Raw genomic sequence first — 14027 nt, forward strand, 5'->3', positions numbered from 1 at the left:
CAAAATCCGAAACCGGCCGCATTGTCCAAGAGATGTGCGGCCGGTTTTGTTCGTGCGGCTGGACAGGGCCGGGAGCGAACGATAAAAGCCACTGACTTTGACGCAAGTTGCTGATGGCAGTACTGAAGGGCCCAATATGAGCGGTGTGAATGAAATCCGGTCGACCTTCCTCGACTATTTTAAGAAAAACGGCCACGAGATCGTGCCGTCGAGCCCGCTGGTGCCGCGTAACGATCCGACATTGATGTTCACCAATGCCGGCATGGTGCAGTTCAAGAACGTTTTCACCGGGTTGGAGCAGCGGCCCTATACGACGGCGTCGACAGCGCAGAAATGCGTGCGCGCCGGCGGCAAGCATAACGACCTCGACAATGTCGGCTATACCGCCCGCCATCATACCTTCTTCGAAATGCTCGGCAATTTCTCCTTTGGCGACTATTTCAAGGAGCGCGCCATCGAGCTTGCCTGGAATCTGATCACCAAGGAATTCGGCCTCGACGCCAAGCGCCTGCTGGTCACGGTCTATCACACTGACGACGACGCCTATAATCTGTGGAAGAAGATCGCCGGCCTCTCTGACGACAAGATCATCCGTATCGCCACCAGCGACAATTTCTGGGCGATGGGCGATACCGGTCCCTGCGGCCCCTGTTCGGAGATCTTCTACGACCACGGTGATCATATCTGGGGCGGCCCTCCCGGCTCGCCGGAAGAAGACGGTGATCGCTTCATCGAGATCTGGAATCTCGTCTTCATGCAGTTCGAGCAGATCAGCAAGCAGGAGCGGGTCGACCTGCCGCGCCCGTCGATCGACACCGGCATGGGTCTCGAGCGCGTTGCCGCCGTGCTGCAGGGCAAGCATGACAATTATGACATCGATCTCTTCCGCGCACTGATCGAAGCCTCCGAAGAGGCGACCGGCGTGAAGGCTGAGGGCGAACATCGCGCCAGCCATCGTGTCATCGCCGACCATCTGCGTTCCTCGGCATTCCTGGTCGCCGACGGCGTGCTGCCGTCGAACGAGGGCCGTGGCTACGTGCTCCGCCGCATCATGCGTCGCGCCATGCGCCATGCCCAGCTGCTTGGCGCCAAGGAGCCGCTGATGTGGAAGCTGCTGCCGACGCTCATCCAGCAGATGGGCCGCGCCTATCCCGAGCTGGTGCGCGCCGAAGCGCTGACCTCCGAGACGCTGAAGCTTGAGGAAACCCGCTTCCGCAAGACGCTGGAACGCGGCCTGTCGCTTCTGTCGGACGCCACGTCGGACCTGCACAAGGGTGATAGCCTGGACGGCGAAACCGCATTCAAGCTCTATGATACCTATGGCTTCCCGCTGGACCTGACTCAGGACGCGCTGCGCGCCCGCGGCATCGGCGTCGATATTTCCAGCTTCACCGACGCCATGGAGCGGCAGAAGGCCGAGGCGCGTTCGCATTGGGCGGGCTCCGGCGACAAGGCGACAGAGACCATCTGGTTCGAGCTCAAGGAAAAGTTCGGCGCGACCGAGTTCCTCGGCTACGACACGGAGGCTGCCGAGGGTGTCATCCAGGCGATCGTTCGGGACGGCGCCGCTATCGACAGTGCTTCGGCCGGCGACAAGGTGCAGATCGTCGTCAACCAGACACCGTTCTACGGCGAGTCCGGCGGCCAGATGGGCGATACCGGTGTGATCTCCGGCGACAGCGGCAAGCTTGTTGTAGGCGACACCCAGAAGAAGGGCGAAGGCCTTTTCGTTCACAGCGCCGAGGTTTCGGAAGGCGCGATCAAGGTGGGCGATGCCGTCGTGCTGACGGTCGATCACGCACGGCGCTCGCGCCTGCGCGCCAACCATTCCGCGACCCATCTGCTGCATGAGGCCCTGCGCGAGGTGCTCGGCACCCACGTTGCCCAGAAGGGCTCGCTGGTCGCGCCCGAGCGCCTGCGCTTCGACGTCTCGCATCCGAAGCCGATGTCGGCCGAGGAGCTGAAGATCGTCGAGGATATGGCCAACGAGATCGTTCTGCAGAATTCGCCCGTTACGACCCGCCTCATGAGCGTCGACGATGCGATCGCGGAAGGCGCGATGGCGCTGTTCGGCGAGAAATACGGCGATGAAGTTCGCGTCGTATCCATGGGGCAGGGTGTGCGCGGCGCCAAGGCCGGCAAGCCCTATTCCATCGAGCTTTGCGGCGGAACGCACGTATCCGCCACCGGGCAGATCGGGCTCGTGCGCATTCTCGGCGACAGCGCTGTCGGTGCCGGCGTGCGCCGTATCGAAGCCGTGACAGGCGAATCCGCGCGTGATTATCTTGCCGAGCAGGACGAACGCGTGAAGAGCCTCGCTTCGGCGCTGAAGGTTCAGCCCGGCGATGTCGTTTCGCGCGTCGAATCTTTGCTGGATGAGCGCCGCAAGCTGGAGCGTGAATTGGCAGATGCCAAGCGCAAGCTCGCCATGGGCGGCGGCCAGGGCGGTTCTGCCGATGCGGTGCGCGATGTCGGTGGCGTCAAATTCCTCGGCAAGGCCATTTCCGGTGTCGACCCCAAGGATCTCAAGGGGCTGGCGGATGAGGGCAAGGCCAGCCTCGGCTCCGGCGTCGTTGCGCTGATCGGCGTTTCCGAGGATGGCAAGGCCAGCGCCGTCGTTGCCGTCACCGAGGATTTGACCGGCCGCTTCAGCGCGGTCGATCTCGTCCGCATCGCGTCTGCTGCCCTCGGCGGCAAGGGCGGCGGCGGACGTCCCGACATGGCTCAGGCCGGCGGCCCCGATGGTGCCAAGGCGAATGAGGCGGTCGAAGCGGTTGCTGGGGCACTCGCCGGCTAAGGGCCAGATTTCATTCCAATATCGGACGCGGCGGAGGCAGTTAACCTCCGCCGTTTTCGTTTGTGCAACCGACTCAGCAGGATTTGTCAAATCGAGATATGGTTCCTTGGGGCCGATCGATTTGCAAGGAGTTGGACATGAACGGCGAAACGGCATGGGCGCTTTACGAGACCCGTCTGCGGCGGGTCTCTGCCTATATCCACGAGCATCTGGATGAAGAGCTCGATATGGAGAAACTTGCCGAGATCGCCTGCATGTCCAGCTATCACTGGCACAGGATTTATCGGGCGATCTATGGCGAGACGGCGGCTGCTACCGTCAAACGGTTGCGGCTTCACCGCGCCGCCGGCGATCTCGTACGCACCGATCTTGTGGTCAGCGACATTGCAAAGCGATCGGGCTATCCCAACCTCCAATCGTTCAACCGCATCTTCAAATCCGTCTACGGCATGCCGCCGGCGCGATATCGGAATGAGGGAAGCCACACGATTTTCGAACCCGGCACCCAAGGAAGGATCAAGCTCATGTTCGACGTTACGCTTCGCACCATCTCACCGATCTCGCTGATCGGGGTTTCCCACAAGGGTCCCTACATGCAGATCGGCCAGGCTTTCGAAACCCTGTTCGGCACGCTCTATGCGCGCGGCCTCGCCAGGCCCGATATGCGGATGATCGGTGTCTATCTCGACGATCCGGACGTTGTCGCGGCCGAGAAACTGCACTCCTACGCCTGCGTCAATGCCGGCGAGGAGATTGCCGTCGAGACTCCGCTGGAGCGGCGAGCCGTCGATGGCGGCGAATATGCCGTGTTGCGGCACAAGGGCCCCTATGCTGATATGTATAGGGCCTATCAGTGGCTCTATGCCGAATGGCTGCCGGCCTCCGGCCGGCAACTGCGCGATGCCGTCATGTTCGAGGAATATCTCAACAATCCGCGCGACGTGCAGCCGACGGAGTTGTTGACCGATATCTACATGCCGCTGCAATAGCGGCATGATGTTTCACACGAGGGAATGGCTGTAGAGCCTTGGCCTTTCAGCCATTCGCTTGCTTCGGCATTGCCGCGTTATCGAGTTCGTTGCCACGGCGATAGGCATCGCGGTCGCTAACGCGGTTCCAATAGTCGATGTAGGCCGGTCGCTTTTCGATTGTACCAAAATTGAGACCCCAGCCGACATGGGAGCCGACATAGACGTCCGCGGCCGTGAAACGGTCGCCGGCAATGTACGGCGAAATGCTGACTGCCTGTTCCAGAGTGTCGAATACATTATCCAGACTGCCGCAGCCGGCCATGCGCAGGCGCTCGGGTGGAATTTCGAAGCCAAGGGCACGATTGGTGACGGCCATCTCCATCGGCCCAGCCGCAAAGAACATCCAACGGAAGTAGCGTCCGCGCTCGGCTGCCGTCGGCGCCAGGCCCGCCTGCGGAAAGGTCTCGGCCAGATAGGCGCAGATGGCCGCGCCCTCGGTGACGACTGTATCGCCGTGCTTGATCGCCGGCACCTTGCCCATGGGATTCATCGAGAGATAGTCGGGCGCCTTCATCGTCGTGCCGAAATCGAGATATTCGGTGCGATAGGGCTGGCCGATTTCCTCCAGCATCCAACGGGCGATACGTCCGCGTGACATGGGATTGGTGTAGAAAACGAGTTCCTCGGTCATAAGATTCTCCCTTGGTTTGGCGCATTCTTGCCATCGCTCAGGCGGGTCAGCAAGTTGCGTGACAAAAGAAAACCCGGCACTGAGGCCGGGTTTCCGTAAGCTTTGATGTTGCCGAGGCTTAGGCAGCCATGGCCTTCTGGAGGTTCTCGTCGATCTTGTCGAGGAAGGCGGTGGTCGAGAGCCACGGCTGATCCGGTCCAATGAGCAGCGCCAGATCCTTGGTCATGAAGCCGGCTTCGACAGTGTCGACGCAGACGGTTTCGAGCGTTGCGGCGAACTTGGCGAGTTCGGCATTGTCATCGAGCTTGGCGCGATGGGCGAGACCACGGGTCCAGGCGAAGATCGAGGCGATCGAGTTCGTCGAGGTTTCCTGGCCCTTCTGGTGCTGGCGATAGTGACGGGTGACCGTGCCGTGGGCGGCTTCGGCTTCAACCGTCTTGCCATCCGGCGTCAAGAGAACAGAGGTCATCAGGCCGAGCGAGCCGAAGCCCTGAGCAACCGTGTCGGACTGGACGTCGCCGTCGTAGTTCTTGCAGGCCCAGACGTAGCCACCGGACCACTTCAGGGCGGAGGCGACCATGTCGTCGATCAGACGGTGCTCGTAGGTGATGCCGACTTCGTCGAACTTCGCCTTGAATTCGCTTTGATAGACTTCTTCGAAAATGTCCTTGAAGCGTCCGTCATAGGCCTTGAGGATGGTGTTCTTGGTCGATAGATAGACCGGCCACTTGCGCATCAGGCCGTACATCATCGAGGCACGCGCGAATTCGCGGATCGATTCGTCGAGGTTGTACATGGCCATGGCAACGCCGGCGCCCGGGGCGTCGAAGACGTCCCGTTCAATGACCGTGCCGTCTTCGCCGACGAACTTGATGGTCAGCTTGCCCTTGCCGGGGAATTTGAAGTCGGTGGCGCGATACTGGTCGCCGAAGGCGTGACGGCCGACGACGATCGGCTTGGTCCAGCCCGGAACCAGCCGCGGTACGTTCTTGCAGATGATCGGTTCGCGGAAGATGACGCCGCCGAGGATGTTGCGGATCGTGCCGTTCGGGCTCTTCCACATTTGCTTGAGGTTGAATTCCTTGACGCGGTCTTCATCCGGCGTGATCGTCGCGCACTTGATGCCGACGCCGTGCTTCTTGATGGCGTTGGCGGCATCGACGGTAACCTGGTCGTTGGTCGCATCGCGGTTCTCGACGGAGAGGTCGTAATAGTCGATATCGATATCGAGGTAGGGGTAGATCAGTTTGTCTTTGATAAACTGCCAGATGATGCGAGTCATCTCGTCGCCATCGAGATCGGCAACGGGGTTAGCGACCTTGATCTTCTTCATGCTTCTGCCTCGTTTAAGCTGATGGGGGCGCATGTCCCCGTGAGTGATATGAAGTCTCGAGCGCTATAGCATCGCAAGTTCCGAACGCAAAGCCAAAGCGGCGCCAAGGCGGCGTTTTTGCTCATCACATCCGCTTCATGGCACCTTCCGGTAGCGATCGACTTTTCGATGTCAGTGTCAACCAGCCAGGTGCTGCACGATATGAACGAGAAAGAGAATTTCAGCACCGAAGACCTGCGCCAGCATGTTGGCGTATCAGAGCAAAAAAGCCGATGAGAGCCTTGTGAGGATAGCTATTGGTTGAATGCCGGGCTTGACGCTTGGAAAAATTCCAAAATTTTCATGCACGAAGGCCTGAAAGCTTTTGGGCCGGAACAACGTCCAGGCGCCGAGCAATGCAACTGCGAGGCAGACAAATATCTGCAGCACGAATACCAACAGGCCGCGCGACATGATGTCCCCCTCGGCGAAATTGTCTTCGCCGCATATCGGATAGCAAACCGCATATATCCATTCGAAATGAAGGCCCGGCCTTCCTTGTAAAAGGAACATACAAGCCTGGAACGCCGACAAAGACGGCTTTTGAAATCGTCGTAATCTTATCAGCGCAGCTTCGGTCCGACGGGTGGTTTTTCAAAATCGGCACCATTGCCAAAGCGGTGGATGCGTCTAATGTCGCCCATGTTTCGCCTGTCGCAACGGAATCATATCATGCAGAAATTCGCCGCATCCGCGCTTGTCTTCACATTCCTTCAGTTCTCGTTCGGGGCGAATATGGCGCTTGCGGCCGATGCGACGGCTCCTGTCAAGGTCATCATGGATGCCACCGTCTCGAACTGGGCAGGCGGAGACAGCGACTGGCAGGATATTTTCGACGAGAGCAAGCTCAAGGATGTCTACAGCAAGGATTTTGCTGCCAAATATCAGGCGGCGGCGCAGTTTCCCGCAGCCGACGAGGACGGGATTTCACCGTTCGACTACGACGTCATCGTCAACGCGCAGGATGCTTGTCCGCTGGAGGACATGAAGCTCGCCGGCCAGCCGCCCAAAGGCGATGTGACGGAAGTCCTCGCCACGTTCAAGAAATCCACCTGCATGGGATCGGACGTCGACTACCAGAAGACGACGACGGTTCGTTTCGAAGTCATCCAGGAGGCCGGAAAACCCGTCATCGACGACATCATCACGATCGACGACAACGGCAATCCGAGCTCGCTGAAATCGGTCATGCAGGATCTTGTCAAGCAGCAGCAACAGCAGCCTTCCGATCAGCAGAAGCTGGCCAATCCGCAATAGTCGGGCAGGGTTCGTCGCGGCGCCAGCGCGCAAAAACCTTGCCGATCGGCTGGTGTCTCGCTATTGCGACCGTGATTTGCGCGGACGGGGTTCGCGCCCGGAGAAAAAGCGTCATGGCAGGCACGAACAGCGAGCGTCAACTTCTAGCCGAGGGGCCGGCCGTCATTCTGGTCGAGCCGCAGATGGGCGAGAATATCGGCATGGTGGCGCGGGCCATGGCGAATTTCGGTCTCGCAGAACTGCGCCTCGTCAATCCGCGTGACGGCTGGCCGAACGAGAGAGCGCAGGCGACCGCTTCGAAGGCCGATCACATCATCGAGGCGACGAAGGTCTACGATACGTTGGAGCAGGCGGTCGCCGATCTCAACTTCGTCTATGCGACGACGGCACGCGAACGCGATGGCTATAAGCCCGTGCGTTCGCCGGTCGTCGCGGCTGAGACCCTTCGCGCCCGGTTCAAGGCCGGCGAGGGCACGGGCATTCTTTTCGGGCGCGAGCGCTGGGGCCTGACGAACGAGGAAGTGGCGCTTGCCGACGAGATCGTGACGTTCCCCGTCAATCCCGCTTTCGCTTCCCTGAACATCGCCCAAGCCGTGCTGCTGATGTCCTATGAGTGGATGAAGTCGGGCATGGAGGATCTCGGCGCCGTGCCTTTCCAGGCAATCGAACAGCGGCCTTCGACGAAGGATCAACTTTTCGGCCTTTTCGACCAGCTCGAGGAGGCGCTGGACGCCCGCAATTATTTCCATCCTGCCGGGAAAAAGCCGAAAATGGTCGACAATCTCCGCGCTGTCCTCTCGCGCCGGGCGTTCACCGAACAGGAAATCAGCGTCTTGCGCGGCGTGATCTCGTCTCTCGATCGCTTCACGCGGAAATCTCCCCGCGGCAGCGGTTCCCATCCCCGATCGTCCAGCGCATCCAAGGAAACCACGAACGATGACAGCAGCGGCGAATGAGCTGAAACCCATCCTGGTCTTCGACTCCGGCATCGGTGGCCTGACCGTGCTGCGCGAAGCGCGGGTGCTGATGCCGGAGCGCGGTTTCATCTACGTCGCCGATGATGCCGGTTTTCCTTATGGCGGCTGGGAAGAGCCGGCGCTGAAGGAGCGCATCATCGATCTCTTCGCCAAGCTGCTCGCGCAATACAATCCGGAAATTTGCATTATTGCCTGCAACACGGCTTTCACGCTTGTCGGCGCCGATCTGCGCGCCGCCTTTCCGCAAATGACCTTCGTCGGCACGGTGCCGGCGATCAAGCCGGCTGCGGAACGGACCCGCTCTGGCCTGGTCTCGGTGCTGGCGACGCCGGGCACGGTCAAGCGGGCCTATACGCGCGACCTGATCCAGTCCTTCGCCACTCAATGCCATGTCCGGCTCGTGGGCTCGGAAAATCTGGCGCGCCTGGCGGAGGCCTATATTCGCGGCGATGTGGTTTCCGACGAGGCGGTGCTCTCCGAGATCGATCAGTGCTTCGTCGAGAAGGACGGACGCAGGACTGACATCGTCGTGCTGGCCTGCACGCATTACCCTTTCATGGCCAACATCTTCCGCAGGCTCGCACCCTGGCCGGTCGACTGGCTCGATCCGGCCGAGGCGATCGCGCGCCGTGCGCGCAGCCTGGTGCCGCAAGCCGTCGATGCCGTCCATCCCGACAATTTCGACTTTGCAATGTTCACCTCAGGCGCGCCGGATTTTCCGACCCGGCGGCTGATGCAGGGTTTTGGGCTCAGGGCTTGATGATGGCAGACAAGGTTTCGTTGCGTAAACTCGATCTCGCGGACATGCCCGCAGCAGCGGCCGTTCACCGCGCCTCCTTCGACGAGCGGCTTCCGACGCTTTCCGGGCTTCATACGACGGAGGAAGATGTCGGCTTCTGGAGTGCAGTGGTGTTCAAGGACTGCCAGATCTGGGGTGCGGAAGAGGGCGGCCGCTTGGTCGGCGTGATTGCATTTCTGGAGGACTGGATCGACCAGCTCTACGTTTTGCCAGAGGCACAGGGGCATGGCATCGGCAGCCGTTTGCTCGATGTCGCCAAATCGGCCTATCCGGTGCTTTCGCTCTGGACATTTCAACGAAATGCGCCGGCGCGCCGCTTTTACGAAAAACACGGCTTCTTCGTTGTTGACGAGTCGGACGGGGCAGGCAATGAGGAGAAGGAGCCGGATGTGCTTTACAAATGGGAAGCACGGTTGCATCGACTGTAGTGCAAGGTCGGACTAAGCGGCGGGATATTGGGAGGACGATATTTGATGTTTTTTGAAAATGGTTGCAGTTTCCATGCAGAGGCGAGCCATGCGCCTGCGTGACTGCTATAATTTCCATGATTTCCGCGCTCTTGCGAAGAGCCGTCTTCCCGGTCCGATCTTCAATTACATCGATGGTGCTGCCGACGACGAAGTGACGCTTCGGCGCAACACGGCGAGCTTCGAGAGCTGCGATCTCGTTCCGAACGTCCTTCGCGGCGTCAGCAGTGTCGATATGTCTGTCACCGTCATGGGACAAAAGCTCGCCACGCCCTTCTACTGCTCGCCGACGGCCCTGCAGCGGCTCTTTCATCACGAGGGCGAAAATGCGGTTGCGGCGGCAGCCTCTTCCATCGGCACCATGTTCGGCGTCTCCTCGCTCGGCACGGTCAGCCTCGAGGAGGTGCGCAAGAAGCATCAGGGGCCGCAGGTCTATCAGTTTTATTTCCACAGGGATCGCGGGCTGAACCGCGCGATGATGCAGCGGGCGAAGGATGCCGGCGTGAACGTCATGATGCTCACCGTCGACAGCATCACCGGCGGCAATCGCGAGCGCGACCTGCGCACCGGATTCTCCATTCCCTTCAAGCTCAATCTCGCAGGCATTGCGCAATTCGCCATCAAGCCAGCCTGGGGGTTGAACTATCTCACGCACGAGAAATTCCGCCTGCCGCAGCTCGATGAGCATGTGGATATGAGCGGCGGCGCGATGTCGATCGGCAAATACTTCACCGAGATGCTCGATCCGTCGATGAACTGGAACGACGTTGCCGAAATGGTGAAGCATTGGGACGGGCAGTTCTGCCTGAAGGGCATCATGTCGGTTGAGGATGCAAAGCGTGCCGTCGACATCGGCTGCACGGGCATCGTGCTTTCGAACCATGGCGGCCGGCAGTTGGACGGCTCGCGAGCGGCATTCGACCAGCTGGCGGAAATCGCCGATGCCGTCGGCGACCGCATCGACGTCATGATGGACGGCGGTATCCAGCGCGGCACGCATGTGCTGAAGGCCCTGTCGCTCGGCGCCAAGGCCGTAGGTCTTGGCCGCTTCTATCTCTATCCGCTGGCAGCTGCCGGCCAAGCGGGGGTCGAACGCGCGCTGCGGCATTTGCGCACCGAGATCGAGCGCGACATGAAGCTGATGGGCTGCACCTCGGTCGACCAGTTGTCGCGCGCCAATCTGCGGTTTCGCTGACATCGCGATTGCCTGTGGGTTTTTTCAATCCACGGGCGCGAAGCTTGGAAATCTTTGCTAGACGAAGGCGCGTCCTTTCAGAAAGATGGGACGCATCGGCATTTGATTCTTGATGACAGGGGAAGTGCATTGCAGGTCGGCATCGACATGGGAACGGCGTCCGGCGGGACCAGCGCCCAGCTCGATATCGAGGAGCTGCTGGCAACCCGTCTCCTCGTGCAGGGCAATTCCGGCTCCGGAAAATCGCATCTGCTGCGGCGTTTGCTGGAACAGTCGGCGCAATGGGTCCAGCAGGTCATCATCGATCCGGAAGGCGATTTCGTCACGCTGGCCGATAAGTTCGGGCATGTGGTCGTCGATGGCGAGCGCACCGAGGCCGAGCTTGCCGGCATTGCCAACCGCATCCGCCAGCATCGCGTTTCCTGCGTGTTGACGCTGGAAGGGCTCGATATCGAGCAGCAGATGCGCGCCGCCGCGGCTTTTCTCAACGGCATGTTCGATGCCGATCGCGAATTCTGGTATCCGGTGCTGGTTGTCGTCGACGAGGCGCAGATGTTTGCGCCGTCCGCGGGCGGCGATGTCTCCGAAGATGCGCGCAAGATGTCGCTCGGCGCCATGACCAATCTGATGTGCCGCGGCCGAAAGCGCGGTCTTGCCGGCGTCATCGCTACACAGCGCCTGGCGAAGCTTGCCAAGAACGTCGCGGCCGAGGCCTCCAACTTCCTGATGGGCCGCACCTTCCTCGACATCGACATGGCGCGTGCTGCCGATCTGCTTGGCATGGACCGCCGGCAGGCGGAGATGTTCCGCGATCTGAAGCGCGGCAATTTCGTCGCGCTTGGTCCGGCGCTATCGCGGCGGCCGCTGCCGATCACGATCGGTTCCGTGGAAACCTCGGCGCGTTCCTCCAGCCCGAAGCTGATGCCGTTGCCGGATGCGCCTCAGGATGTCGAGGATCTGATCTTTACGCCGGATCCGGAAGAGTTTTCCAAGCCGATGGTTCGCCGGGCCACACCCGCGCCGCGCCCGACGACGGATATCCTGGCCGAACTATCGCGTTCCGCCCCTGCGATGAACGCGGCTGCGGCAGAGCCGAAGCCGAGCCAGCCAGAATTGTCGAATGAGGATCGCGAAGCGCGGGTGACCGCCGTGCTTTCCGAAATCCTGGATGATCCGGCCTCTGCCTTCCGCACGGATTCCGTCCTTTACCAGGAGTTTCTCGTGCGGCTGCGCATGCGCCGCGTGCCCGGTGCGCCGATGAGCCTGTCGGAATTTCGCCGCCGCGTGGCGGTGGTGCGCTCCGGCGCGGATGAGGCGACGATGGCGACGGAGGCATGGGCGACGGCTCTGTCGCTTTCGGCTGGTGTCACCGACGATCTGCAGGGTGTCTTTCTGATGCTTGCCAAGGCGGCCATCGGTGGCGAAGCTTGCCCCTCCGATGCGCGGATCGCCCGTGCCTACGGTACCCACTCCGCCCGCCGCGCCCGGCGTTTGCTCAGCTACTTCGAGGAACAGGGCAGCGTCGTCGTCCATACCGATTTCTCCGGTCGCCGCGTTGTGGCTTTCCCGGATATCGACTGCCAGACAGCGCCGGGTGATGCCAATGCGCCTGATATGCATGGCGAAGAGCAAGCGGCTGCGGAATAGCCGTCACTTCCTTCGATCCTGCTGTTGACATTTTCATGACGACCCCTTACAGACCGCGCCAACGCCGGGCAGAAATGTCCGGTGTTTCATTTGACATGTCCCGTGGCTTTCTCCGTTCGCTAATGTGAGAAGCCTGTCAGAGCTCGAAAATGGAGTTCAGAGGAGGGCGTGTTTCCTTCGCGGTTCGGCAACGGGCCGCTCAAATAGTTTGAAAGGAAATGCGATGAGCAAGCGCGAATCGTCCAAGTACAAAATTGACCGCCGTATGGGCGAGAACATCTGGGGTCGTCCGAAGTCCCCGGTCAACCGTCGCGAATACGGCCCGGGCCAGCACGGCCAGCGCCGCAAGGGCAAGCTCTCCGACTTCGGCGTGCAGCTGCGCGCCAAGCAGAAGCTGAAGGGCTACTACGGCGACCTGCGTGAAAAGCAGTTCCGCGCCACCTTCGACGAAGCCAACCGCCGCAAGGGCGACACTTCGGAAAACCTGATCGGCCTGCTCGAATCGCGCCTCGACGCGATCGTCTACCGCGCCAAGTTCGTTCCGACCGTCTTCGCAGCCCGTCAGTTCGTCAACCATGGCCACGTCACGGTGAACGGCGTTCGCGTCAACATCGGTTCCTATCGCTGCAAGGCTGGCGACGTGATCGAAGTCCGCGAAAAGTCGAAGCAGCTCGTGATCGTTCTGGAATCGATTGGTCTCGCTGAGCGCGACGTTCCGGACTACATCGAAGCCGATCACAACAAGATGGTAGCGACCTTCGCTCGCGTTCCGACCCTCGCCGATGTGCCCTACGCCGTCGTCATGGAACCGCAGCTGGTCGTCGAATTCTATTCGCGTTAAAAAGCGGATATTTTTCTTGATGATGGAAAAGCCGCTCCTTTCGAGCGGCTTTTTTGTCTTTGGAGCGCCCTATGACCGATCTGCAGGCAATTCTCGACGGCATCCATACGGAGCTTTCGCCGCGTATCGGCGAGGGTAAGGTTGCCGATTACATTCCGGAGCTCGCCAAGGTCGATCCGAAGCAGTTCGGCATGACGATCGCCACCGTCAACGGCGAGGTTCACAGCGTCGGTGATGCGGGCACTGCCTTTTCCATCCAGAGCATTTCCAAGGTCTTCATGCTGACGCTGGCGCTCGGCAAGATCGGCGAAAGCCTTTGGAACCGAGTGGGACGCGAGCCGTCAGGCACCTCCTTCAACTCCATAGTCCAGCTCGAGCGTGAAGAGGGCATTCCGCGTAATCCCTTCATCAATGCTGGCGCGATCGCCGTCAGCGATGTCGTGCTGTCTGGCCATGCGCCGCGCGAGGCGATCGGCGAGCTCCTGCGCTTCGTACGCTATGTAGCCGATGACGAGTCGATCACCATCGACGACAGGGTAGCGCGCTCGGAGACGCAGACAGGCTTCCGTAATTTCGCGCTCGCCAATTTCATGCGCGCCTACGGTAATCTCGATCATCCGGTCGAGCATGTACTCGGCGTCTATTTCCACCAGTGCGCGCTTTCGATGAGCTGCGAACAGCTTGCCAAGGCGGGGCTCTATCTTGCGGCGCGTGGCAGCAATCCGATCACAGGCCATTCCGTCGTTTCGCCGAAGCGGGCGCGGCGCATCAATGCGCTGATGCTGACCTGCGGCCATTATGACGGCTCCGGCGATTTCGCCTATCATGTCGGCCTTCCCGGCAAGAGCGGCGTCGGCGGCGGCATTCTCGCCGTGGCGCCGGGTATCGGATCGATTGCCGTCTGGTCGCCGGGCCTGAACAAGGTCGGCAATTCGCAGCTCGGCGCCGTGGCGCTGGAAATGCTGGCTGCGCGCACCGGCTGGTCGGTGTTCGGCGATTGATGCGGTGTCTTC

13 protein-coding genes are annotated in these 14027 nt (G+C 60.7%); 10 read left to right on the forward strand and 3 right to left on the reverse strand.

The genetic code is table 11. The annotated features are described in order from the left end of the window. Positions 1–136 precede the first annotated feature (136 nt). Together alaS and FHT28_RS23145 are read left to right on the forward strand one after the other, a co-directional pair. Entirely contained in the window at positions 137–2797 is a 2661-nt protein-coding gene (gene alaS, locus FHT28_RS23140) for an alanine--tRNA ligase (protein WP_168597472.1), read from the forward strand. A gap of 137 nt (positions 2798–2934) precedes the next feature. Continuing rightward, positions 2935–3786, forward strand: a complete 852-nt coding sequence (locus FHT28_RS23145; protein WP_168597473.1) for an AraC family transcriptional regulator — start codon at positions 2935–2937, stop codon at positions 3784–3786. A 46-nt stretch (positions 3787–3832) separates the two neighbouring features. Here FHT28_RS23145 and FHT28_RS23150 read toward each other — a convergent pair whose 3' ends face one another. The 3 genes from FHT28_RS23150 to FHT28_RS23160 all read right to left on the reverse strand — a co-directional run bounded on the left by FHT28_RS23150 (position 3833) and on the right by FHT28_RS23160 (position 6245). After that, complete coding sequence (locus FHT28_RS23150; protein WP_092573798.1) at positions 3833–4459, reverse strand: glutathione S-transferase family protein; 627 nt, start codon at positions 4457–4459, stop codon at positions 3833–3835. A gap of 118 nt (positions 4460–4577) precedes the next feature. After that, positions 4578–5792 (reverse strand): NADP-dependent isocitrate dehydrogenase, encoded by a 1215-nt coding sequence (locus FHT28_RS23155; RefSeq protein ID WP_037202377.1) that lies wholly within the window; start codon positions 5790–5792, stop codon positions 4578–4580. A 255-nt stretch (positions 5793–6047) separates the two neighbouring features. After that, positions 6048–6245 carry a hypothetical protein gene (locus tag FHT28_RS23160; protein WP_168597474.1) on the reverse strand — a complete coding sequence of 66 codons (198 nt, stop codon included), beginning with the start codon at positions 6243–6245 and terminating at the stop codon, positions 6048–6050. A 321-nt stretch (positions 6246–6566) separates the two neighbouring features. Here FHT28_RS23160 and FHT28_RS23165 point away from each other — a divergent pair, with 321 nt between their 5' ends. The 8 genes from FHT28_RS23165 to FHT28_RS23200 all read left to right on the forward strand — a co-directional run bounded on the left by FHT28_RS23165 (position 6567) and on the right by FHT28_RS23200 (position 14015). Further along, positions 6567–7088 carry a hypothetical protein gene (locus tag FHT28_RS23165; protein WP_246704928.1) on the forward strand — a complete coding sequence of 174 codons (522 nt, stop codon included), beginning with the start codon at positions 6567–6569 and terminating at the stop codon, positions 7086–7088. A 113-nt stretch (positions 7089–7201) separates the two neighbouring features. Then, positions 7202–8044 carry an RNA methyltransferase gene (locus FHT28_RS23170; protein WP_037202374.1) on the forward strand — a complete coding sequence of 281 codons (843 nt, stop codon included), beginning with the start codon at positions 7202–7204 and terminating at the stop codon, positions 8042–8044. After that, positions 8025–8825, forward strand: coding sequence for a glutamate racemase (gene murI, locus FHT28_RS23175; protein ID WP_047556601.1), 801 nt, complete (start codon positions 8025–8027; stop codon positions 8823–8825). The genes FHT28_RS23170 and murI overlap by 20 nt, the downstream gene beginning before the upstream one ends. 2 nt (positions 8826–8827) lie before the next feature. After that, positions 8828–9292, forward strand: a complete 465-nt coding sequence (locus tag FHT28_RS23180) for a GNAT family N-acetyltransferase (RefSeq protein WP_047556789.1) — start codon at positions 8828–8830, stop codon at positions 9290–9292. Positions 9293–9380: 88 nt separating this feature from the next. Further along, positions 9381–10526 (forward strand): alpha-hydroxy acid oxidase, encoded by a 1146-nt coding sequence (locus FHT28_RS23185; protein WP_037202372.1) that lies wholly within the window; start codon positions 9381–9383, stop codon positions 10524–10526. A gap of 129 nt (positions 10527–10655) precedes the next feature. Continuing rightward, complete coding sequence (locus FHT28_RS23190; RefSeq protein ID WP_168597476.1) at positions 10656–12173, forward strand: ATP-binding protein; 1518 nt, start codon at positions 10656–10658, stop codon at positions 12171–12173. Positions 12174–12396: 223 nt separating this feature from the next. Then, the gene (gene rpsD / locus FHT28_RS23195; protein WP_037202369.1) at positions 12397–13014 is read left to right on the forward strand and encodes a 30S ribosomal protein S4; all 618 of its coding nucleotides are present in this window, start codon (positions 12397–12399) and stop codon (positions 13012–13014) included. Positions 13015–13085: 71 nt separating this feature from the next. Continuing rightward, positions 13086–14015, forward strand: a complete 930-nt coding sequence (locus tag FHT28_RS23200) for a glutaminase (RefSeq protein ID WP_037202367.1) — start codon at positions 13086–13088, stop codon at positions 14013–14015. The last annotated feature ends 12 nt before the right edge of the window (positions 14016–14027 follow it).

Origin of the sequence: Rhizobium sp. SG570 (genome assembly GCF_012275345.1) — a bacterium.
Taxonomy (GTDB): domain Bacteria; phylum Pseudomonadota; class Alphaproteobacteria; order Rhizobiales; family Rhizobiaceae; genus Rhizobium; species Rhizobium lusitanum.